Origin of the sequence: Pseudomonas fakonensis, assembly GCF_019139895.1 — a bacterium.
Taxonomy (GTDB): Bacteria; Pseudomonadota; Gammaproteobacteria; order Pseudomonadales; family Pseudomonadaceae; genus Aquipseudomonas; species Aquipseudomonas fakonensis.
Genome location: NZ_CP077076.1, coordinates 2,911,853 through 2,933,560 on the forward strand (window position 1 = coordinate 2,911,853; position 21,708 = coordinate 2,933,560).

Sequence of the window (21,708 nt, forward strand, 5' to 3'; positions counted from 1 at the left end):
CACACAGTCAAACAAGCCAGCGGCTCACAGCCGGGCAGTACTCACGGTGATGTAGCTTTTGTCGGGCAGGGCAATGCGGATCACGGTCTCGTCATCCGGGGCCTTGCGTCTTTGCTGAATGCTGACCCCTTCGATGGCGGCGGCGCGCATGCGCTCGGGCAAGGCGCGCCCGGTTGCATCGAACAGGGCCTCGCTGGCCAGCAGTTCGACCTGCTCGATCAGCATGCGGGTGGGTTCGTCGGTGGCGCAGAAGAAGCGCACGCCTGAAAGGTTGGGGTTGTTGTCGGGGTTGCTGAAATCATGGGCCAGCAATTGGCGCAAGGTGGTACGCAGGGCAGTGGTGGGCATGCTGGGGCCTCGTCGGGTTGGGGCTGGCCGCTGACGGCGGCCGGGACGACATCCAGGTCCGATCATGAAGTGCCGCGCGAACGGCAAGGTGTAGGACGCATCCTGTTGCGTACTAGGAAGCTTCCTAAACTACCTAAGCCGACCTGTTGGCTGCCTTGACCCGGGTCAGCCTGGCCGCAAGCCTTGGCGCTGCGGCACAATGCTGATCTTTTCCAATCAGGCTATGCCGCTGCCTGTATCGAGGTAACCCATGAACGAACACTTCCAGCCCGTGCCCTTGAACAAGGCTTACCGCCTGCTCAACCACGGCCCGACCGTGCTGGTATCGGCCAGCCATGCCGGGGTCGACAATGTGATGGCTGCCGCCTGGGCCTGCGCCCTGGACTTCAACCCGCCCAAGGTCACGGTGGTGCTGGACAAGATCGCCCGCACCCGCCAACTGGTCGAGGGCAGCGGCTGGTTCGTGCTGCAGGTACCCAATGCCGCCCAGGCAAGGCTCACTCACCAGGTGGGCCATCACAGCCTGTTCGAGCAGCCCGACAAGTTGGCGCGTATCGGCGTGGAGCTGGCCCGGGTGGAGGGTTTTGAAGCGCCACTGGTCAACGGCTGTTCGGCCTGGCTGATGTGCCGGGTGATCGATGAGCCGCACAACCAGCAAACCTATGACCTGTTCATTGGCGAGGTGGTCGCTGCCTGGGCCGACGACCGCGTATTTTGCGACGGCCACTGGGCCTACGAACACGCCGGGCCCGACTGGCGCAGCCTGCACTACGTGGCGGGCGGGCACTTCTATGCCATCGGCGAGCCGCTGGTGGTCGACCCGGACGCCTGAGTCGTTTCAGTCGCTGCAGCAGTGCGGTTTGGCGGCCGCCTCTTCGTAGCGGTCATGGTGGCGTACCCAGTCCATGGTCCCGCCCTCGTTACGCCCCAGTGGGGCCAGGTCGAGGAAGTTGTACGTATTGACCAGAATGTCCAGGCCGCGGGCGTAGGTGGAGTAGGTGTGGTAGAGCACGCCGTCGCTGTCGCGGTAGAACGCGCTCAGGCCGGGCAGCTCGCTTTCCTTGCCCTCGTAAGTTTCGTAGTTGTATTCGCCGCGGCCATCGCTGGCGACGCTCACGCCGAAGTCTTCATTGAAGCGGCTGCCATGGGACGAGAACCAGGGGAAGCGCCAACCCATGCGCTGGCGGAAGGCCTGGAACTCATCGAAAGGTGCCCGCGATACCGCCACCAGCGATACATCGTGGTGGGCCAGGTGCAGGTTGGCGCCGTCGAAGTGGTCGGCAAGGAACGAGCAGCCCGGGCAACCTTCCTGCCAGCCGTCGGCGAACATGAAGTGGTAGACCAAGAGTTGGCTACGGCCGGCGAACAGGTCGGCCAGGGTCAGTTCGCCGTCAGGGCCGTGGAAGCGGTAGTTCTGTTCAACCTGCACCCAGGGCAGGGCGCGGCGGGCAGCGGCGAGTTCGTCGCGCTGGTGGGTGAAGGCTTTTTCGTGCAGCCAGAGCTGGCGGCGGGCGGCCAGCCATTGGTCGCGGGGGACGACCGGGTGCTTGGGGGTGGTCATGGGGTGGGCTCCGCGGGTGGGGGTTCAGCTAGTGGTCGGGTGGGGGGCGGCGGAATCGACAGGGGGGAGTGGGTGGGCGATGAGTGGTTGGGGGATTGGATGCGGGCAAGAGGTTTGGCTTTAAGTTGCATGAAGGCTGCCGGGTGTTCGCCACAGCCTTTGCAGCGCCTGTGAGATCGAGCGCCGCCCGCGCGGCGCATCGCGACACAAGGCCGCTCCTACATCTGTTTCGGGCCAGTCATGCCTGTGAAAGTATCGGCGCCTGCCTTGGTGCATGTCATGAGTCATATGGAGCGGCGGCAATGCCCACGCCGATATCGCGTCGAGCCAACAAGGCGGACCAGGTGATGGCACAGAACAGACTGGCCCGAAACAAACTGTAGGAGCGGCCTTGTGTCGCGATGCGCCGCGCGGGCGGCGCTCGATCTGATAGGCGCTGCAAGGGTTGTGGCGAGCACCTGGCAGCCCATACAAGCACCTTGAGCGGGAAAGGCCCTTGGCACCCTCAAAAGAACCTACCCCTCCATCCCCCCAATCAACGCCCACAACCGCGGATCATCAAAATCCTCGATCACCAGCTGCGCCCCCGCCTCATGCAACTTCTCGGCAGGCTGCGTGGTTGCCAGCCCCACGGTATAAATACCAGCGCCACTGGCCGCCTGCACGCCGGGCAAGGAATCCTCGAAGGCCAGCGCCTGGGCGGCGTTGGCCCCCAGCTTCTGCAGCCCGGTGAGGTAGGGCAGCGGGTCGGGTTTGGGGCGGGCCAGCTCATCGCTGACCAGCACATGGTCGAACCACTCGTTCAGGCCCATGGCCCCCAGCATGTGCTCGGCATTCAGCCGCGGCGCGTTGGTCACCACGCACATGCCGATGGCCTGCAGGCGTGCATGCTTGAGCAGGCGCAGCAGGCCGGGCAGGGGCTCGAGGGTGGGGGACAGCTCACGGAACAACGCCTCTTTGCGTTCGGCCAGGGCCTGGCGCTGGGCGGCGCTGGCGGCGGGGAACAGCTCGGCGAACAGCAGGCCGTTGGAGCGCCCGCTGATCTGGCTGTTGAACTGCGCCTGGGTCAGTTCGCGGCCGTCATGCTCGTGCAGCAGCTTGCGAAAGGCCTGCAGGTGCAAGGTGTCGGTGTCGGTGAGGGTTCCGTCGAGGTCGAACAGCAGGGCGGTGAGCATCGGGCATCCTGGCGTTGAAGAATCAATTCAGCAACATCATAGCCAAACCTGACGATGAAGGGGGCTGTTCAGTGTTTCAGAAAAAGAGTACAAATGTGCTCCATGGACAAACTGACCCCCAAACGCCGCGCTATCCTCGAATTCATTCGCGAGCGCATCACCGAGCAAGGCCAGCCACCGTCGCTGGCCGATATCGCCGAGCGCTTCGGTTTTGCCTCGCGTAGCGTGGCGCGCAAGCACATCACCGCCCTGTGCCAGGCCGGTTACATCGACGTCACCCCCAACCAGGCGCGTGGCATTCGCCTCTCCGAGCCGCTGCGTCGCCCCGAAATCCTCGAGCTGCCGGTACTCGGCCAGGTGGCCGCCGGTGCGCCCATTGGCCCCGACCTGGGTACTCACGAGCAACTGCTGCTCGACCCCAGCCTGTTCCGCCGCACCCCCGACTACCTGCTCAAGGTGCGCGGTGACTCGATGGTCGACGACGGTATCTTCGACGGCGACCTGGTGGGTATCCGCCAGCAGGGCGAGGCCCGTGACGGGCAGATCGTGGTGGCCCGGCTGGACGGAGAGGTAACCATCAAGCGCCTGCAGCGCACCCGCGAGGGGTATCGTCTGCTGCCGCGCAACCCCAATTACCAACCCATCGACATCGGTCCAGAGCATGAGTTTTTCATCGAAGGCGTGTTCTGCGGCCTGCTGAGGCGTGACTGATGGGCGCCGTCGTCAGCCTCGATCGCCTGCTCGACCAGCGCCAGGTCTGGCGCGGGCGGCAGGCGCAGTCTCGTCCGCTTGGCCTGCAACCCAGCGGCCATGCCGCGCTCGACCAACGCCTGCCCGAGGGTGGCTGGCCGCCTGCGGCGCTTAGTGAGTTGCTGCTTGCCAGCCCAGGCTGCGGCGAGCTGCAACTGCTGTGGCCGACGCTTGCGCGTTTGACTGCGGCGGGCGAACGGGTCGTGCTGGTGGCGCCGCCGTTCATTCCCTACGCGCCGGCCTGGCAGGCGGCAGGTGTCGACCTGCGCTGGCTGGTGCAGGTGGATGCCGAGGCGGCTGACGCCTTGTGGGCTGCCGAACAATGCCTGCGCTCAGGCAGTTGCTCGGCGGTGTTGTGCTGGCCACAGCGGGCTGATGACCGCGCCCTGCGCCGCCTGCAAGTGGCGGCCGAAACCGGCGATGCGCTGGCCTTCGCCTGCCGCCCGCAGCAGGCTGCGCATAACCCCTCGCCAGCGGCCCTGCGTATTGCCATCGACGCGCGCCCGGCGCAGTGGCGCGTGCTCAAATGCCGTGGCGGCCTGTCGCCGGCCGCACCTATTGCCTGCAGGGGCTGATGGCACATGCTCTGGGCCTGCATCCTGTTTCCGCAGCTGGCGCTGGACAGCATCCTGCGCGAGCGTGACGACCCCGATACGCCCTTGGTGTTGATTGGCGGCCCGGTGCAGCGTCGTGTGCTGCAGGCGGTCAACCCCGCAGCGGCCAAGCTGGGGCTCAAGGCGGGGCAGGCACTCACCGCCGCCAGGGCGCTGGCTGACGGGTTCACCTGTATCGAGCCCGACCCTGGGCGTATCGAGCACCTGCAACAACTGCTGGCAGCCTGGGCCTACCGTTTCAGTGCCCAGGTCAGTGTGCATTACCCGCGGGCGCTGTTGGTCGAAGTGGGGTCGAGCCTGCAATTGTTCGGGCCCTGGCCGTTGTTCCAGGCTCGTCTGCGCGACGAGCTGGCCGGGCTGGGCTTGCGCAACCGCATTGTACTGGCCAGCAACCCGGTGGCGGCGCGAATGCTGGCCAATGCCCACGACGGGTTGGCTGCCAGCACGGCCGATGAAACCCGCGACGCCTTGCTCAACCTGCCCATCGAGCGTGCAGGGTTGCCACCAGACGCTTGCGAAGCCTTTTTACGCATGGGGCTGCGCAACCTGGGCCAGGTCAAGGCATTGCCGCGCGATGCACTGGCCCGGCGTTTCAACGTGCAGGTGCAGTTGCACCTCGACCAGTTGTTCGGCCTGCGCTCGCTGGGGCTGGATTACTACCAGCCGCCCGACCGCTTCGAGGCACGGCTGGAGCTGAACTTCGACGTTGAATCGCACCAGGCGCTGTTGTTTCCGCTGCGCCGCCTGCTCAATGACCTGGCGGCCTTTCTCGCCGGACGCGATTGTGGCGTGCAACGTTTCGCACTGCACCTGGAGCATGCCCAGGGCCCGGACACGGTGCTGCAGGTCGGCTTACTGGCTGCCGAGCGGGATGCGGCGATGCTGTTCGAACTGGCCCGTGGGCGCCTGGAGCCGCTGCGTATTCCGGCGCCGGTTCGCAGCCTGCGGCTGGTCGCCGCCGACCTGCCAGCGTTCGTGCCGCAACACCGTGCGCTGTTCGACCCACGCGCGCAGCAGGCCCAGCCTTGGGAGCAACTGCGCGAGCGCCTGCGGGCCCGGCTGGGCGACGAGGCGGTCAAGGGCCTGCAGGCCGCAGACGACCATCGCCCGGAATGTGCCTGGCAAGGGGCGCAACAGGGCGGGCCGGCGGCGCTGCGGGTTGCCCCGGGCAGCCGCCCGGGGTGGTTGCTGGCAGAGCCGCTGGCGTTACCTGAAGCCGGCTTGCAGTGGCTCGGCCAGGCCGAGCGTATCGAGTCGGGGTGGTGGGACGGCGGCGATGTGCGCCGCGACTACTACCGCATCGAAACCCGTGACGGCCTGCGTGGCTGGGCCTACCGTGACCTGGCCCAACCCGGGCCACTGTGGTTGCAAGGCTGGTTCGCATGAGTGCGCCGCTTTATGCCGAGCTGCACTGCCTGTCCAGCTTCAGCTTCCAGCGTGGCGCCTCCAGTGCCGATGAGCTGTTTCGCCGGGCCAGCGAGCAGGGTTACCAAGCGTTGGCGATTACCGATGAATGCACCCTTGCCGGTATCGTGCGCGCCTGGCAGGCGGCCAAGGCGCACGGGCTGAAGCTGATAGTCGGCAGTGAGGTGCGCCTGCAACAAGGGCCGAAACTGGTTTTGCTGGTAGAAAACCTTACCGGCTACCAGAACCTCTGCGCCCTGATCACCAAAGGCCGAAGGCGAGCCGAGAAGGGCAGCTACCAACTGCTGGCGCAGGACCTGGCCGCCCATCACGAGGGGTTGCTGGCCTTGTGGGTACCCGAACCTGCCCTTGACCGCGCCACAGGGGAGCGCTTGCTCGAGCTGTTCGGCAAGCGCCTTTGGCTTGCCGTGCACCTGCACCGTGGTGCCGATGATGCGGCGCACCTGGCAGGGCTCCAGACGCTGGGAGCAGAACTGGGCATACCATTGGTGGCTTGCGGCGATGTGCACATGCATGCTCGCGGGCGCCGAGCCCTGCAGGACTGCATGAGCGCCATCCGTGCCCATTGCAGCGTGGCCGAGGCCGGGCGCTACCTGTTCGCCAATGGCGAGCGCCACCTGCGCTCGCGGGAGCAACTGGGCGAGCTGTACCCTGCGTCATTGCTGGCACAAACCCAGGTCATCGCCCAGCGCTGCATGTTCGACCTAGGTGAGCTCAACTACCAGTACCCACGTGAGCTGGTGCCCGAAGGCCATACCCCGGCCAGCTGGCTGCGGCATTTGTGCCAGTGCGGGCTGCCCAAGCGCTGGCCGCAGGGCCCGAGCGAGCAGGTACACGCGGTGCTGGCCAATGAGCTGGCGCTGATCGAGGAGCTGGGCTACGAGAGCTACTTCCTTACCGTGCACGACATCGTCGCCTTCGCCCGCAGCCAGCACATTCTCTGCCAGGGGCGCGGCTCTGCGGCCAATTCGGTGGTGTGCTTCGTGTTGGGCATCACCGAACTGGACCCCATGCAGCACCGTTTGCTGTTCGAGCGCTTTTTGTCCCGCGAGCGCAACGAACCGCCGGACATCGACGTGGACTTCGAGCACGAGCGCCGCGAAGAGGTGATCCAGTACGTGTTCCGCCGCTACGGCCGGCACCGCGCTGCGCTTACCGCGGTGGTCAGCAGCTACCACGCTGCCGGTGCGGTGCGCGATGTGGCCCGGGTGCTGGGGCTGCCGGCCGACCAGGTGGATGCCCTGGCCAAGTGCTGTGGGCGCTGGAGCGACCGCATCCCCGACGCCGAGCGCCTGGCCGAGGCCGGCTTCGATGCGCAGAGCCCGTTGCTGCGGCGCATTCTGGTGCTGGCCGGCGAGCTGATCGGCTTCCCCCGGCACTTGTCGCAGCACCCGGGCGGCTTCGTCATCTCGCAGCAGCCGCTGCACGAACTGGTGCCGGTGGAGAATGCGGCCATGGCCGAGCGCACGGTGATCCAGTGGGACAAGGACGACCTGGACATGGTTGGCCTGCTCAAGGTCGATGTGCTGGCCTTGGGCATGCTCAGCGCCCTGAGGCGTTGCTTCGACTTGCTGGCTTTGCACCGTGGCCGCGCCCTGACCCTGGCCAGCATCCCCGGCGAGTGCCCGGCCACCTACGCGATGATCAGCCGCGCCGAAACCATGGGCGTGTTCCAGATCGAGTCGCGGGCGCAGATGGCCATGCTGCCGAGGCTCAAACCGGCCACGTTCTACGACCTGGTGATCGAGGTGGCGATCGTACGCCCGGGGCCGATCCAGGGCGATATGGTGCACCCGTACCTGCGCCGGCGAATGAAGCTGGAGCCGGTCACCTACCCGTCGGAAAAGCTCAAGGAGGTGTTCCAGCGCACCCTGGGTGTGCCGCTGTTCCAGGAGCAGGTGATGGAACTGGCCATGGTGGCCGCCGACTACACCCCGGGCGAGGCTGACCAGTTACGCCGCAGCATGGCGGCCTGGAAGCGCCACGGTGGCCTGGAGCCGCACCGGGTACGCTTGATCGACGGCATGCTGCGCAATGGCTACGAGCTGGCCTTTGCCGAGCGCATCTTCGAGCAGATCAAGGGCTTTGGCAGCTATGGCTTCCCTGAGTCCCATGCCGCCAGCTTCGCCCTGCTGTGCTACGCCAGCAGTTGGCTGAAGTGCCACGAGCCGGCGATCTTCACCTGTGCCCTGGTCAACAGCTGGCCGATGGGCTTCTACAGCCCTGACCAGTTGCTGCAGGAGGCGCGCCGGCAGGGCATCGAGGTGCGCCCGGTGGATGTGCTGCACAGCCGCTGGGATTGCACCTTGGAGCCGGTTCAAGGCGATCAGCTGGCCATCCGCCTGGGGTTGCGGCAGATCCGCGGCTTCAACGAGGCCGACGCCCTGCGCCTGGAGCAGGCCCGAGCGCAACGGCCCTGGCAGGATGTCGAAGACCTGTGCCTGCGCGCCGCCCTGGACAGCCGCGCCCGGGCGAAACTGGCCGATGCCGGGGCCCTGCGTGGCCTGGCCCGTGACCGCCACCAGGCGCGCTGGCAAGTGGCTGCGGTGCAGGCGCAATTGCCGTTGTTCGCACAGGTGCAGCCAGCCGCCGAAGCGTTTGTCGACCTGCCCGCCCCGACGGTGGGGGAGGACCTGCTGGCCGATTACCAGACCCTGGGCACCACGCTGGGTCCACACCCGTTGACCTTGCTGCGCTCGCGTTTACGCGCCCTTGGTTGTCGCAGTAGCGCCGAGCTGGCCGGCGTGGGGGATGGTGACAATATTGCCGTGGCCGGAATCGTGGTCGGCCGGCAGCGGCCACAGACGGCCAGTGGCGTGACCTTCGTCACCCTGGAAGACGAACATGGCCTGGTCAATGTGGTGGTCTGGCGTGACCTGGCCGAACGCCAGCGCAAGGCATTGGTGGGTTCGCAGTTGCTCAAGGTGAGTGGGCGGCTTGAGCACAAGGACGGGGTGCGCCACCTGATTGCGCGGCGCCTGGAGGATGTGAGCGTGTTGTTGCAGGGGCTGGCTGTGCGCAGCCGGGATTTTCATTGAGGCCTGCCCCCAGCCTGTTGGTGCTCAACTGCTCGCCCTGGCCCCGCTCAGGAACAACTGCTCCAGCGCCTGGGCCGAATTGGCGCTGGCGGCGCGGCCACGGCGCTCGGCGTCGACCATGCCGTAGATCATGCTCAGGAACATTTCGGTAAACACCGCAGCGCTGATATCGATGCGCAGCACACCCGCCTGCTGGGCACGCAGGAAGAACGCGTCCATGGCTCGGGTATAGGCCAGCCAGCGGCGGTCTTCGCTGTCACCCAGCAGGGTGTCGGGGCGGTACTGGAACATCAGGAACACCAGCATCTCGCGGTGCTTGAGGTGCTCGCCGATCAAGTGGCGGATGGCAGCCTGTGGCTCGGCACTGGCCTGGGCGGCGTTGTCGATGACCTGGTTGAGTACCCGTTCGCCATGCTGCTCGAGCATTGCCACCAGGTTGTCGCGGGTGCCGCAAAAGCGGTGCAGGGTGGCCTTGCTGACGCCGGCGGCTTCGGCCAGTTCCTTGAGGGTGGCGCGCGGGTGGACCACGATGGCGTGGGCCAGGGCCTTGATCAGGCGTTCGTCGTGGGGTGTGGGTTGCATCCAGGTACCTCGCGTGGGTCGCATGCGGGGCATTGTGCAGTAAATGTAGTTGAGTGTCTTGTTTGAGACTTTTGTGCTTCTGTGCTGGCCCCTTCGCGGGTAAACCCGCTCCCACAGGCTTGAAGGCTTCGCGATCCCTGTGGGAAGCGGCCTTGTGTCGCGATTGGGCTGCATAGCAGCCCCAGGGGCTCGACCTCATGCAAAATCGCCGGGGCTGCTGCGCAGCCCAATCGCGACACAAGGCCGCTCACCACAGGGATTGCATCAGCTTCAAGTCAGTGCCGTACCTGCAGGAGCCGGCTTGCCGGCGATGAGGCCGGCACAGGCTGTGCGCATGACCCCACGCCGGCGCACGATCAATGCGGCGCGCGCGGAATGGTCTTGAGCAGGTCTTCGGGGCTGATGTGGCCAACCACCTGGGCCACCGCGCTGCCTGGGGTCGGCAGGTCGATGATATGGCCCTTCATCTTGCCGATCACATGCATCTCGCACGGTTTGCAGTCGAACTTCAGGGTCAGCACTTCATCGCCCTGAATCAGTTGCATCGGCGCCACCTTGGTACGCACGCCAGTCACGCCCTTGGCCTGTTTCGGGCACAGGTTGAACGAGAAGCGCAGGCAGTGCTTGGTGATCATCACCGGCACTTCGCCGTGTTCCTCGTGGGCCTCGTAGGCGGCGTCGATCAGTTGCACGCCATGGCGGTGGTAGAAGTCGCGGGCCTTCTGGTTGTAAACGTTGGCCAGGAACGACAGGTGCGACTCGGGGTATACCGGTGCTGGTGTGGTCTCGGCCTTGCGGCTGCCGCGCGGGTGGGCGGCGATGCGCGCTGCGGTGAGCGCCTCGATGGCTTCGCGGCGCAGGGCCTTGAGCTGCGAGTTGGGGATGAAGTACGCCTGGGGTGCGTCCAGCTCGATGGCGTTGGCGTGGTACATCGTGGTACCCAGCTGGCCGAGCAGGTCATGCAACTGGTCCAGTGCCTGCTGCGGCTTGTTGGCGGCGCCGAACGGGCCGTCCAGCGCCACTTGCACGCTGATACCTTCTTCGCTGCTGGCGGTCAGCATCAGGCGTTGCTCGCGCAGCACGGCGTGCCATTCGATGCCCACCCGGCGCTCGGCCGAGGTGCGTTGCAGCGCTTGCTGCCAGTTGTGGTCGAGGTTGCGCGACAGCGGGTGGTTGGGGCGCAGCTTGTGCAGGCCCTCGGGCATCTCGTTGGGCTCGACGCGGTAGCGGTAGCGCTTCTGGCCGTCTTCTTCGGACTCGCTTTTAAGCTCGGCGATGTTGGCCCGGAAGCCCACCACTTCGCGCTTGACCAGCACGTTGAGGCCGTCGCCGTTGGTCAGCGGCACCTCGGTGGCCACCAGCAGGTCGCGCTTGCCGACCTTTTCCACCACGCCCACCGGCAGGCCGGTGAAGGTTGGTGAGTCGAAGGCACCGATGTCGATCTTGCGGTCGCTGACGAAGTAGTCAGTGCTGCCGCGGTGGAAGGTCTTGTCCGGGTCGGGCACGAAGAAGTGTTCGGTGCGGCCGCTGGAGGCGCGGGCCAGGGCCGGGCGGTCTTCGAGGATGGCATCGAGCTCTTTGCGGTAGTGGGCGGTGATGTTCTTCACATAACCCACATCCTTGTAGCGGCCCTCGATCTTGAACGAACGTACGCCGGCGTCAACCAGGTCGCGCAGGTTGGCGGTCTGGTTGTTGTCCTTCATCGACAGCAGGTGCTTTTCGAACGCCACCACGCGGCCCTGGTCGTCCTTGAGGGTGTACGGCAGGCGGCAGGCCTGGGAGCAGTCGCCCCGGTTGGCGCTGCGGCCGGTCTGGGCGTGGGAGATGTTGCACTGGCCAGAGAACGCCACGCACAGCGCGCCGTGGATGAAGAATTCGATGGCTGCGTCGGTTTCGGCGGCGATGGCGCGAATCTGCTGCAGGTTCAGCTCGCGGGCCAGCACCAGCTGGCTGAAGCCGGCCTGGTCGAGGAACTTGGCGCGCTCCAGGGTGCGGATGTCGGTCTGGGTGCTGGCGTGCAGCTCGATCGGCGGGATATCCAGCTCCATCACCCCCAGGTCCTGCACGATCAGCGCATCGACGCCAGCGTCGTAGAGCTGGTGGATCAGCTTGCGCGCCGGCTCCAGCTCATTGTCGTGAAGGATGGTATTGATGGTGGTGAACACCCGGGCATGGTAGCGCCGGGCGAACTCGACCAGTTCGGCGATATCGCCGACTTCGTTGCAGGCGTTGTGGCGCGCGCCGAAGCTCGGGCCGCCGATATAGATGGCGTCAGCGCCGTGCAGGATCGCCTCGCGGGCGATGCTCACGTCACGGGCAGGGCTGAGCAGTTCCAGGTGATTTTTTGGAAGGGACATGTCGTTATGGTTCGGGCGGTCACGGTAAGGCGGGCATTGTAGCGGTGAAATGGGTCTGGGGCACGCGCGGGGTGCCGGGAGGGCATTATCGCGGGGCAAGCGTGGGGCGCTCCGTGGGAGCGGGCTTGCCCCGCGATGGCAATTTCAGCGCTTGGCTGCCATCGCTGTCACTTCCACACGCATGCCATCAAACGCCAGCGACGCCACGCCCACCGCAGCACGCACCGGCCACGGTCTGCTGAAGAAGCGCTGGTACACCTCGTTGAACACCGCCCGGTCGGCCATGTCGGTGAGGTAGATGGTCAGGTGCAGCACGCGGTCCATGCCGCTGCCGGCCTTTTCCAGGGCCACTTTCAGTGATTGCAGGGTGGCTTCGCACTGGGTCTGGATGTCGCCCAGCTCCAGGCTGCCGTCGGCACGCACCGGGATCTGGGTGCTGACCAGGATGCCGTTGTACTCGGCCACGTCCGAGGAAATGGAGTCGGTGTCCGGGTCGGGGGTGTAGATGATGTCTGCGTTTGCCATGGGTGTTTTGCCTTGCTACGGAAGGAAAGCGCCAAGCCTACGCGAGCCGGCAAGGTGGGTCGAGCGGGGTGCCGGTCGTGCGGATTTGTAATACCCGCCCGCGCCGGGCAGAATCGCGCCCCCAACCCGGCCGTAGCTGCCGGGCATGCAGCAGAACGAGGCAACCGTTGAACCAGAACACTTTGTCCATGCGCCTGGAGCGGGTGGCGGCGCACATCCCGGCCGGCGCGCGGCTGGCCGATATCGGCTCGGACCATGGCTACCTGCCAGTGGCGCTGCTGCGGCGCGGGGCGATCAGCGCGGCGGTGGCCGGTGAAGTGGCGCTCACGCCTTTCCAGGCTGCCCAGCGCAGCGTGCGTGACAATGGCCTGGAGTTGCAGGCTAGCGTACGCCTGGCCAGCGGCCTGGCGGCAATCGAGCCGGGCGACGGCATTACGGCAGTGAGCATCTGCGGCATGGGCGGCGAGACCATTCGCGACATCCTCGACAGTGGCAGGGCGCACCTGGGCGGCCACGAGCGGCTGGTGCTGCAGCCCAACGGTGGCGAGCAGCCACTGCGCCAGTGGCTGGCCGACAACGGCTACCGGATCGTGGCTGAAGAGGTGCTGCGCGAGAACCGTTTCGACTACGAAATCATCGTCGCCGAGCGGGGCGAAGGGCAGGGCTACAGCCCTGAGCAACTCTACTTCGGGCCATTGCTGATGGCCGAGCGCAGCCCGGCGTTCGTGTTCAAGTGGCAGCGCATGCTGCGCCAGAAGCAGCAGGCGCTGGCCAACTTTGCGCGGGCCAAGGCAGCGGTACCGGTGAAGAAGGTCGAGGCATTCGAGCGCGAGGTCTGCTGGATCAACGCCGTCTTAGGTTAACGGCTATCCCCTGTAGGAGCCGGCTTGCCGGCGATAGGGCCCTGTCAGACAAACACCATGGATGGCCCGGCATAGCCGGTCATCGCCGCAACGGGCATTTCATTGCTGCGAGCAGGTGCCCATCTCACGGTAATCCACCGAATGCGTCTGGCCCTGATGGTCGACATAGACCATGTGCGCCGTGCCCACCTGGCAGTCACGCCCGGAGCTTGCCGGGGTCAGCGAGATCACCTTGGCCACGTCCAGCGGCATGCCGTACTGGTAGTCGACTTCAGCCGGTGCTGCGCTGCTGTCGGCAAAGACGCCGAAGGAGGCGAGGGTGGCGGCGAGGGTGACGAAAGCAATCGAACGTTTCATGGCAGGCTCCGCATGTTTCAGGAATGCCTGATGATCCATTCATTTGTGTTTCACAATAAATGGGCTGTCCCGTGATAGATTCTTGCCTTTAATGTAGGAATGAGAGCGCCAGCCCATGGACATGCTGCATGCGATGCGCACCTTCGCCCGAGTAGTTGAATGCGGCAGCTTTGCCGCCGCCGCCAACGCCCTGGATATCTCGGCGGCGCAGGTGTCGCGGATTGTCGCGGAGCTTGAAAACCAGCTGCAGACCCGCCTGTTGCACCGCACCACCCGTCGCCTGCGCATGAGCGAGGCGGGCGAGCGCTTTCTGGAGCGTTCGCGGCAGATCATGCTGCTGACCACCGAGGCCATGGACGAGGCGCGCGGTGCGCACCTCACCCCGCGTGGCCGCCTGCGCCTGCACTGCACCCACGGCCTGGGCCTGCTGATGATGCCGTTGGTGGCGCGCTACAACGCCGCCTGCCCCGAGGTGGTGATGGAGCTGACGCTGTCGCAGCGCAACCCCGACCCGCTGGCCGAAGGGCATGACGTGGTGATCACCATCGGCCAGGGGCTGCCGGACTCGCAGCTTATCGCCATCCCCCTGGGCAGCATCCACAGCATCCTCTGCGCTTCCCCCGAGTACCTGGAGCGCCATGGTGTGCCCAAGCGCCCGCAAGAGCTGCACCAGCATGTGTGCCTGCGCACCGTCGACCCGCTGTTCGAGGAGGACTGGTCATTCGGCGAGGCGCCGGACACCTGCGTGATCGTGCCTCAGGATACCTTCCTTACCAACGTCGCCGATGCCATGCTGCGGGCCACCGAGCTGGGCATGGGCGTGGGCCTGCTGCCGTACTATTCGGCCAGCCAGGCGATCCGCGAAGGGCGTCTGTGCCGCCTGCTGGCGCCGTACAGGCTGCGCCAGCGGGAGATCTACGCCATTTACCCGTCGAGGCATTACCTGGATGCCAAGGTGCGCACCTGGATCGACTACCTGAAAGAGCAACTGCCGCCGCTGTTTGCCGAGCACATGCAGGTGGTGGAGCAGCCGGAGTACTGGCGCTAGTGGCCTGAAAACTGACGCGCCCCCCTGTAGGAGCCGGCTTGCCGGCGATGAGGGCGGGCCTGTAAACAGATATTCGCAGCCTGGCCGATGAAAGCGCTCGCTGTGCAACCATCATTGCCTGCCAGCACGCCATCGCCGGCAAGCCGGCTCCTACAGGGGCTTGTGTCGGCCTGGCCAGCCTTGCACAATTGCCGCCATTTTTCGTGGTACATACCACGCCTCAACAGCGGAGCACAGCATGTCCCGGGCAGGTATCAGCAAAGAAGCAGTGCAACAGGCAAGGGATGCGCTGGTGGCCCGAGGTGAGAATCCGAGCATCGATGCAGTACGTATCGAGCTGGGCAACACTGGCTCGAAATCAACCATTCACCGCCTGCTCAAGGAGCTGGACCGGCCTGCGCCAAGCCTGAACGACAAGGCCTGCCTGAGCGCCCCGTTGACGCGGCTGGTCGAGCAGCTGGCAACGCAACTGCAGGCAGAGGCCCAGGCGCGGGTCGATGCCGCCCAGGCGCAACTGGATGAGCAGCGCGAACAACTGCAGGCCCAGCTGGAACTGGCCCAACGCGCCCTGGCCGCAGCACACCAGCAATACGAGGTTCAGGTGGCCGCCTTGCAAAGCCGCCTGGATGACAAGGCCGGGCAGATCCTCTCCATCGAGGCCCGCCACGAGCAGGAGCAATTGCGCCAGCAAACCCAGGTGCGCCAGTTGCAGGGCCAGTTGCACACACTGCAACAGGCCGCTATCGCCCGTCAGGAAGAATCGACCCGGCTGAACCGTGAAAATGGCAGCTTGCTGGCCGAGCATCGCCAGGCGGTGGGTGCACGCCAGTTGCTGGAAACCCAGCTTGAGCAGCGCGATGCCCAGGTGCAGGGCCTGAGGGCCATGCTGGCCCAGGCCCAGGGGGCGGGAGATGAACTGCGCCGGCAGTTGGCGGGTATCAAGTCGGGTGCATGATGCTTAGCGGCAGGGGCCGATGTTTGCGCTGTGGCGGATGGCCTCATCGCCGGCAAGCCGGCTCCTACAGGAATCGCATAAGCTTCGGGCCTGCGTTGCCCCTGTAGGAGCCGGCTTGCCGGCGAAGAGGCCGGTACAGCCATTACACATCAATGCCCATACCGCCCCACCAGGCTCTGCGCACCCAGTGCATGCCCTTGCAAGGCGTCCATCAATTGCTGGCGGTCCAGGCCTTCGGCCAGGTTACCCGGCGCGAGGTCGGTGGCGATCAGGGTCAGCGCATAATGGTGCGGGTTGTCGCCAGCCGGCGGGCAGGGGCCACGGTATTGCAGCGTCCCGCGGGAATTGCGCCCCACCTTGAGTAGCTGGCTGCTCTGCCCGGCAGTGCCTTCATCCAGCCCGCCGCTGGCCGGGTCGATGTCGTAGGCCAGCCAGTGGACCACGCCCAGCCCCTTGCCGCCGTCGGGGTCGAACATCACCAGCACGAGCGAGCGGGTGCCTTGGGGCAGGTTTTTCCAGCTCACCTGCGGGGTCTTTTCTTCACCACTGCCGCAGGCCGGGTCGGGCCCGACCTGTTGCAAAGCGATCACTCCGCCGTCGGTGAACGACGACGAACTGATGGCCAGCGCCGGGCTGTGGTTGACCTGCGCGGCGTGGGCTGCGAGGGGTAGAAGAGCCAGCAGCGGCCAGTACCTGAGCTTCATGGCAATCGATCCTTAGCCGTCTGGAGGGGAAGCACTGGAGTCTAGCTCAACGGCTGTCCTGGTCCTCGGCGGTGCCGCCCGAAGCGCCGGCCCCGGTGCCGGTGGCTTCACCTGTACTGCCCGAGCCGCCTGCCGAGCCGTCGGCGGCATCGGAGTTGGTGCCGGTGTCGCTGCTGTCGTTATCCTTGGTGCCACCCTGGCTGTTGATGCTGCTGCCTTCACCGGCAGTCTCGCCTTTGGGGTGGTCGCCCTTGGACTGTTCGGCCTTGGGCTGACTGCCGGTGCTGTTCATGTCGGTGGCGGCATAGCTGCCAGCCGAGGCGAGGCCCAGTGCGAGGGCGAACAGCAAGGCAAGGGGGCGGGTGCTGACCATGGTCATTCTCCTGTGGGATGAACTGTCATGGTTTGGGCCGTGGCAGGCACGCCCAGGTGCCCGTCGAGCGACGGGCGGTCGGCAGCGGGGCCACAGAGTGGCCCCGAGCAATCAGTCGAGCGGCGCCTGGCGTGGGCCTGAATGGGCGCTGGTGGACGGCTCCATGGCTTCCAGGGTCGGGTGTTCCTGGGCCGCGTGCATCAGGTCCTCGGTCACCCGCAGCTCCGCGCCGCTTGGCGAGAAGGTCGCAGTCGGGGCGAAGGGGGCCGGGTGCTCCGGCGCAGGGCGTTTGCCGCGGCGCCACATGAAGAAGCCGACCATGGCCAGGTTGATCGCCGCGAAGGCCCAGAACAGGCCGGCTTCGCCATAAGAGGTCATCATCGGCGAGATGGCCAGCGGCGCCAGAGCCGAGCCCAGCGAGTTGATCAGCAGCAGCCCCTGGATCATCGGCACCAGCGCATCTGCCGGGGCGCGGTCGGCGGCGCTGCTGACGGCCACCGGGTACAGCGCGAACACGCCGCCGCCCAGCAGGAACAACAGCGCCGGCAGCACGATGGTATCCACCGGCAGCACCACGATCACCAGCGACAGCACGGTGCACATGGCCGCCAGGGCGATCAGCACGTCCTGGCGGTCCTTGCGGTCGGACCAGCGGCCCACCGGGTACTGCAGCAACATGGCGCCGAGGATCACCCAGGCCATCATGGTGCCGACTTCGCCTACATCCAGGCCCACACGCTGCAGGTACAGCGGCAGCAGCGCATAAATGCCGGCAATGATGATCCCCGAGCCGAAGCAACCCACCAGCCCGGTAGGGGCCACGCCCAGCAACTGGCGCGGCTTGAGCGGCTCGACCTGCTCCAGCAGTGGTGACACCCGCGGCAGGATCACGATCGGCAGCACCGACAGGGTGGCGAGCATGCCCGCCAGCATGAACGGTGCGCTGTCGCCTAGGGCGGTGATTTCGCCCAACGCGGCCTGGGCGATCACCCCGGCGCCGTAGAAGGCGATCATGTACAGCGCCAGCAGGCGGCCGCGGATCTTCGCGTCGCCGGCCAGCAGCAGCCAGCTTTCGATCACCAGGAACACACCCACTGCGGCCCAGCCGTTGATCAGCCGCAGCACCGACCACCAGGTGGTGTCGTAGAACAGGCCCTGCAGCAGGATGGTGGCGCCGATCAGTGCGGCGAAGCTGCTGTAGGCGCGAATATGGCCGATGCGCAGGATCAGCCGGTCGTTGAACACCGCACCCAGGGTCAGGCCGATGAAGTAAGCCGAGGACACGATACCGATGGTGGTGGCCGATTCACCGGCCGCGCCCAGGCGCAGGGTGGTCAGCGACGACAAAAAGCCATTGCCCAGGGCAATGATGAACAGGCCGAGCAGGGGTGCCAGCGCCATCGCCAGCAAACGCGGAGACATACGTACCTCAAGGTTGGAAAAAGCGGGTATGCGCCTTTTCGTTTGCGCGGGTGTGCGCTGTGGCCTGGGGCGGGATGCAAGCTAGGCAAGAGTCAACCGCTGGGCCTGTTGCAGGAAGGCCGGGCGGGGGCGGTTGAGCCTGTTTGCACATGCGCGATGTGGCGAAAGGCACGGACGCTGTCTTTGCGCGAAGCTGGCCACCGGGTAGGGCGACGGGCGAAAAGGAAGCGCGATTTTACGGGCTGTGGCGGTTTTGCCAAGGGGGCGCGAGGTGCGACCAGGGGCCGCAGGGTGGGGTGAGGGTTTGGTCGGGTGATGGCTAATTTAATTTTTATTTTAATTGTGGCTTATAAGTGCTTGATAAATATAGGTTGTGTGCATTTAGAAAGATTTATCGCGGGGCAAGCCCGCTTCCACAAACCATCTTTTGATTTTTAGGTTTATGTGTGTGATTTAACTTATTGATATTAAAGGAAATAAAATAATTTAGTCCAAGATAGGCTCGGTTCTGCATACCCACAGCCCCACGCCCTGCGCATAATGCCCTGCCGCCATTGCCAAGGAAGCCCCACCCCATGCTGGCCTCGCTGTTCGCCGTCCTGGCCCCTGTATTCATCGTCGCCGCCATCGGCTATGCCTGGGCCCGCCGGGGCCTTGCCTACCCAACCGAGTTCATCGCCCAGGTGGTGATGACCGTCGGCACTCCGGCGCTGGTGCTATCGACCCTCAACCGTACCCAGCTCGACCCCGGCGCATTCAGCAGCATGGCCCTGGCCTGTTGCCTGTGCCTTGTGGGCATGGCTGTAGCGGGTTACCTGGTGTGCAGAGTCAGCGGCCAGCACTGGCGGGTGCTGCTGCCGGCGTTCATGTTTCCCAATACCGGCAACATGGGCCTGCCCATCAGCCTGTATGCCTTCGGCGAGCATGGCCTGGCCCTGGCGGTGGCGTTCTTCCTGACTTTGTCGATCTTCCAGTTCACCGTGGGCATTGCCATTGCCGGCGGTGCTGCTTCGCCCAAGGCGTTGTTGCGCAACCCCATCGTCATCAGCCTGGCCGGGGCCATGCCGTTGATCTTTCTGGATGTCGAGCTGCCGCGCTGGTTGGCCAATACCGCCGACTTGCTGGGCGGCATGACCATCCCGCTGATGCTGCTGACCCTGGGCGTGTCGCTGGCCAGCATTCGCCCACGGCATATTGGCAGCGGCCTGCTGCTGGGCGGGCTGCGCATCGTGCTGGGGGCGGCGGTGGGTTGGGGCGTGGGGGCGTTGCTGGGGCTGGAGAGCCTGGAGCGGGCGGTGCTGGTGGTGCAGTCGGCGATGCCGGTGGCGGTGTTCAACTACCTGCTGGCGGTGCGCGCCAACCGGGAGCCTGAGCACGTGGCCAACCTGGTGATGTGCTCGACGCTGCTGTCGTTTGCCTGGCTGCCGGCGGTGTTGGCGTGGTGGCTGTGATCGGTAGTCAGGCTCCAGGCTGCCCTTTGTAGGAGCGGCCTCGTGTCGCGAAAGGGCTGCGCAGCAGCCCCGGCGATTTTGCATGATGCGCAGATTCTGGGGCTGCTACGCAGCCCTTTCGCGACACGAGGCCGCTCCTACAGGGTAGGTGTTCAGCTGGCAGGCTTTTCGGCCTGGCGCTGCGCGCCGGCCTTGTCTTGCACCAGCGCCTCTTGCTTTTGCGCCTGCTCGCGCTGCTGCGCCCACTGGTCGCTGCGCTCCTTCAGGCGCTCGGCGCCGCCTTCGGCGAATGCCGAGGTCACGGTGCTGGCGGCAAGCAGGGCAAGGGCAATGGAAAGGGTTTTCATGCGCGGTACTCCATCATCGGTCAACAAGTAAAACGGCCATTGGCCAGTTGCGGCGCATGATGGAGCCCGCGGATTTTCCCAGCATTAAGATTGCGCTCAGCCTTCGTGGGCCCAACCCTGGTCGGTCTGCACCATGCCTTGGGTCACCTCGACCGGTTGCGCGGCGCTGGCGGCGGCCTGGGCGAGGCCTTTGATATCGGCCTTCAGTGCCGGGTCGTCGGCCCAGGCCGGCAGTTCGCCGACGCTGTAGCGGAAGGTCACTTGTGTGCGCTTGCTGCCATCGCGCTCCACAGGCGGCGTGAAGCGTTCGATCGCCGTCACCTTGGCTTTGCCGAAGCACAGCCCGCCCTTGCCATCTTGCCCATCGGCCTTGTACAGGGCGCGGCCTTTCTCGGTCAGTTCATAGCGGTAGTAGATGTCGGTGCGCGCGGGTTGCCAAAGGCGTTCGGGTACTTCGGTACGGCTGGCTTCCTGCTCGCTGACTACACCGACCCTGGCCAGGGCACGCAACGCCTGGTTGGTGCCGTCGACATCGAAATCGCGGGTGCGGGTAGGGAAGGTGGTGGCCACGAAACAGCGCGGGTACTGGGTGTCGAGCCAGGCCTGGGCGGCCTGGTGCAGGCTGGCTTCGGTGGCTTTCTGGCCGTCGGAGCAGCCGAGCAGGCTGGCCAGCAGGGCCAGGGGAATGAGCTTCCTGTCCATCGTAAGGCTTCCTTGAATTGCCATGGTGCGGGTTGAAAACGCAGGCTTTGGCCGGCGGGGGCGGATTAAAACCCGCAGGCCAGAGCGGCTGCAATCGTGGCAAGTGGACATGCCGGCGGGGTTTGTGACAGGGGTCGCAAGCGTTTGCGCCCTGAGCGCTGCTGACTGTACAGGCCCCATCGCCGGCAAGCCGGCTCCTACAGGGTCGCGCAACCGGCAAATTGCCAGTGTTCAACCATACTGCTCAGATTCGCCCCGGCGTCGCTGGGGCCTTAGGGGAGAACGGCGATGGCCAAGGGTGCGGGCAACAAGCACAAGCACGAAAATGGGCAAAAACTCGAGCGCAAGGCTTACGAAAGCGAGCTGAAAAAACTGCATGTGGAGCTGGTGAAGCTGCAGCAGTGGGTGGTGGAGCAGGGCCTGAAGGTGTGCATCGTCTTCGAGGGCCGCGACGGCGCCGGCAAGGGCGGCACCATCAAGGCCATCACCGAGCGGGTCAGCCCGCGGGTGTTCCGGGTGGTGGCGCTGCCGGCGCCCACCGAGCGGGAAAAGACCCAGATGTACGCCCAGCGCTACCTCACCCACCTGCCGGCGGCCGGCGAGGTGGTGATCTTCGACCGCAGCTGGTACAACCGCGCAGGTGTCGAGCGGGTAATGGGCTTTTGCAGCGATGAACAGGCGCGCAAGTTCCTGACCGTGGTGCCGATGTTCGAGCGGATGATGATCGAGTCGGGGATCATCCTCATCAAGTACTGGCTCGAAGTCAGCGCCGAGGAGCAGACCCGCCGCCTGCAGGACCGCATCAACGACGGGCGCAAACTGTGGAAGTTGTCGCCCATGGACCTCAAGTCGTACAACCGCTGGGACGACTACACCCGCGCCCGTGACGACATGTTCGCCGCCTCCGACTCGTCCTGGGCGCCCTGGTACATGGCCCGCTCGCAAGACAAGCGCAAGGCGCGGCTGAACATCATCAGCCACCTGCTGCAGCAGATTCCGTACAAAGACCTGAGCCACAAGCACAAGATCGAGCTGCCCAAGCGCGGCAAGATCGGCAAGTACAAGGCCCAGCCGTACCCGTTCAAGATGGTCGCCGAGCGCTTCTGAGCCG

22 protein-coding genes are annotated in these 21,708 nt (G+C 65.6%); 10 read left to right on the plus strand and 12 right to left on the minus strand.

Annotated features, from left to right (window positions below; all coding sequences use genetic code 11):
- Positions 1–24: 24 nt before the first annotated feature.
- Entirely contained in the window at positions 25–348 is a 324-nt protein-coding gene (locus KSS94_RS12970; RefSeq protein ID WP_217843364.1) for a hypothetical protein, read from the minus strand.
- 250 nt (positions 349–598) lie between these two features.
- On the opposite strand from KSS94_RS12970, the gene KSS94_RS12975 reads away from it, so the two are divergent.
- The gene (locus KSS94_RS12975) at positions 599–1,180 is read left to right on the plus strand and encodes a flavin reductase family protein (RefSeq protein ID WP_217843365.1); all 582 of its coding nucleotides are present in this window, start codon (positions 599–601) and stop codon (positions 1,178–1,180) included.
- 6 nt (positions 1,181–1,186) lie between these two features.
- Here the strand turns inward: KSS94_RS12975 and KSS94_RS12980 are convergent, their stop codons facing one another.
- Positions 1,187–1,909, minus strand: a complete 723-nt coding sequence (locus KSS94_RS12980; protein ID WP_217843366.1) for a DUF899 domain-containing protein — start codon at positions 1,907–1,909, stop codon at positions 1,187–1,189.
- A gap of 515 nt (positions 1,910–2,424) precedes the next feature.
- Positions 2,425–3,084, minus strand: coding sequence for an HAD family hydrolase (locus KSS94_RS12985; protein ID WP_217843367.1), 660 nt, complete (start codon positions 3,082–3,084; stop codon positions 2,425–2,427).
- A 102-nt stretch (positions 3,085–3,186) separates the two neighbouring features.
- Between KSS94_RS12985 and lexA the strand changes: the two genes are divergently transcribed.
- From lexA to KSS94_RS13005, 4 genes are read left to right on the plus strand one after another with little or no spacing between them, the layout of a single operon-like run.
- The gene (gene lexA / locus KSS94_RS12990; protein ID WP_496197749.1) at positions 3,187–3,795 is read left to right on the plus strand and encodes a transcriptional repressor LexA; all 609 of its coding nucleotides are present in this window, start codon (positions 3,187–3,189) and stop codon (positions 3,793–3,795) included.
- Positions 3,795–4,409, plus strand: coding sequence for a translesion DNA synthesis-associated protein ImuA (gene imuA, locus KSS94_RS12995; RefSeq protein WP_217843369.1), 615 nt, complete (start codon positions 3,795–3,797; stop codon positions 4,407–4,409). The genes lexA and imuA overlap by 1 nt, the downstream gene beginning before the upstream one ends.
- Before the next feature lie 6 nt (positions 4,410–4,415).
- Complete coding sequence (locus tag KSS94_RS13000; RefSeq protein ID WP_217843370.1) at positions 4,416–5,834, plus strand: Y-family DNA polymerase; 1,419 nt, start codon at positions 4,416–4,418, stop codon at positions 5,832–5,834.
- The gene (locus tag KSS94_RS13005; RefSeq protein WP_217843371.1) at positions 5,831–8,911 is read left to right on the plus strand and encodes an error-prone DNA polymerase; all 3,081 of its coding nucleotides are present in this window, start codon (positions 5,831–5,833) and stop codon (positions 8,909–8,911) included. Before KSS94_RS13000 ends, KSS94_RS13005 begins: the two co-directional genes overlap by 4 nt.
- A 24-nt stretch (positions 8,912–8,935) precedes the next feature.
- Here the strand turns inward: KSS94_RS13005 and KSS94_RS13010 are convergent, their stop codons facing one another.
- From KSS94_RS13010 to KSS94_RS13020, 3 genes are all read right to left on the minus strand, one after another.
- Entirely contained in the window at positions 8,936–9,493 is a 558-nt protein-coding gene (locus tag KSS94_RS13010) for a TetR/AcrR family transcriptional regulator (RefSeq protein ID WP_217843372.1), read from the minus strand.
- A 356-nt stretch (positions 9,494–9,849) separates the two neighbouring features.
- Positions 9,850–11,850, minus strand: coding sequence for a peptidase U32 family protein (locus tag KSS94_RS13015; RefSeq protein ID WP_217843373.1), 2,001 nt, complete (start codon positions 11,848–11,850; stop codon positions 9,850–9,852).
- Between the two features lie 144 nt (positions 11,851–11,994).
- Positions 11,995–12,375, minus strand: a complete 381-nt coding sequence (locus KSS94_RS13020; RefSeq protein ID WP_217843374.1) for a RidA family protein — start codon at positions 12,373–12,375, stop codon at positions 11,995–11,997.
- A gap of 167 nt (positions 12,376–12,542) precedes the next feature.
- On the opposite strand from KSS94_RS13020, the gene KSS94_RS13025 reads away from it, so the two are divergent.
- Entirely contained in the window at positions 12,543–13,238 is a 696-nt protein-coding gene (locus tag KSS94_RS13025; protein ID WP_302471826.1) for a tRNA (adenine(22)-N(1))-methyltransferase, read from the plus strand.
- A 99-nt stretch (positions 13,239–13,337) separates the two neighbouring features.
- Here KSS94_RS13025 and KSS94_RS13030 read toward each other — a convergent pair whose 3' ends face one another.
- On the minus strand, positions 13,338–13,595 hold the full coding sequence (locus KSS94_RS13030) for a DUF2790 domain-containing protein (RefSeq protein ID WP_217843375.1): 258 nt from the start codon (positions 13,593–13,595) through the stop codon (positions 13,338–13,340).
- Positions 13,596–13,710: 115 nt separating this feature from the next.
- Between KSS94_RS13030 and KSS94_RS13035 the strand changes: the two genes are divergently transcribed.
- Both KSS94_RS13035 and KSS94_RS13040 read left to right on the plus strand, forming a co-directional pair.
- On the plus strand, positions 13,711–14,643 hold the full coding sequence (locus KSS94_RS13035) for a LysR family transcriptional regulator (protein ID WP_217843376.1): 933 nt from the start codon (positions 13,711–13,713) through the stop codon (positions 14,641–14,643).
- 238 nt (positions 14,644–14,881) lie between these two features.
- Positions 14,882–15,598 carry a DNA-binding protein gene (locus KSS94_RS13040; protein ID WP_217843377.1) on the plus strand — a complete coding sequence of 239 codons (717 nt, stop codon included), beginning with the start codon at positions 14,882–14,884 and terminating at the stop codon, positions 15,596–15,598.
- Positions 15,599–15,747: 149 nt separating this feature from the next.
- Here the strand turns inward: KSS94_RS13040 and KSS94_RS13045 are convergent, their stop codons facing one another.
- The 3 genes from KSS94_RS13045 to KSS94_RS13055 all read right to left on the minus strand — a co-directional run bounded on the left by KSS94_RS13045 (position 15,748) and on the right by KSS94_RS13055 (position 18,097).
- Positions 15,748–16,302, minus strand: a complete 555-nt coding sequence (locus tag KSS94_RS13045) for a YbhB/YbcL family Raf kinase inhibitor-like protein (RefSeq protein WP_217843378.1) — start codon at positions 16,300–16,302, stop codon at positions 15,748–15,750.
- Between the two features lie 46 nt (positions 16,303–16,348).
- The gene (locus tag KSS94_RS13050; protein WP_217843379.1) at positions 16,349–16,675 is read right to left on the minus strand and encodes a hypothetical protein; all 327 of its coding nucleotides are present in this window, start codon (positions 16,673–16,675) and stop codon (positions 16,349–16,351) included.
- 111 nt (positions 16,676–16,786) lie between these two features.
- On the minus strand, positions 16,787–18,097 hold the full coding sequence (locus tag KSS94_RS13055; protein WP_217843380.1) for an MFS transporter: 1,311 nt from the start codon (positions 18,095–18,097) through the stop codon (positions 16,787–16,789).
- A 575-nt stretch (positions 18,098–18,672) separates the two neighbouring features.
- On the opposite strand from KSS94_RS13055, the gene KSS94_RS13060 reads away from it, so the two are divergent.
- Complete coding sequence (locus KSS94_RS13060) at positions 18,673–19,548, plus strand: AEC family transporter (protein ID WP_217843381.1); 876 nt, start codon at positions 18,673–18,675, stop codon at positions 19,546–19,548.
- A gap of 152 nt (positions 19,549–19,700) precedes the next feature.
- On the opposite strand, the gene KSS94_RS13065 is transcribed toward KSS94_RS13060, so the two are convergent.
- Positions 19,701–19,895, minus strand: coding sequence for a hypothetical protein (locus KSS94_RS13065; protein WP_217843382.1), 195 nt, complete (start codon positions 19,893–19,895; stop codon positions 19,701–19,703).
- A 96-nt stretch (positions 19,896–19,991) separates the two neighbouring features.
- On the minus strand, positions 19,992–20,597 hold the full coding sequence (locus tag KSS94_RS13070) for an SEN1982 family lipoprotein (RefSeq protein ID WP_217843383.1): 606 nt from the start codon (positions 20,595–20,597) through the stop codon (positions 19,992–19,994).
- Between the two features lie 288 nt (positions 20,598–20,885).
- Between KSS94_RS13070 and ppk2 the strand changes: the two genes are divergently transcribed.
- Complete coding sequence (ppk2, locus tag KSS94_RS13075) at positions 20,886–21,704, plus strand: polyphosphate kinase 2 (protein WP_217843384.1); 819 nt, start codon at positions 20,886–20,888, stop codon at positions 21,702–21,704.
- The last annotated feature ends 4 nt before the right edge of the window (positions 21,705–21,708 follow it).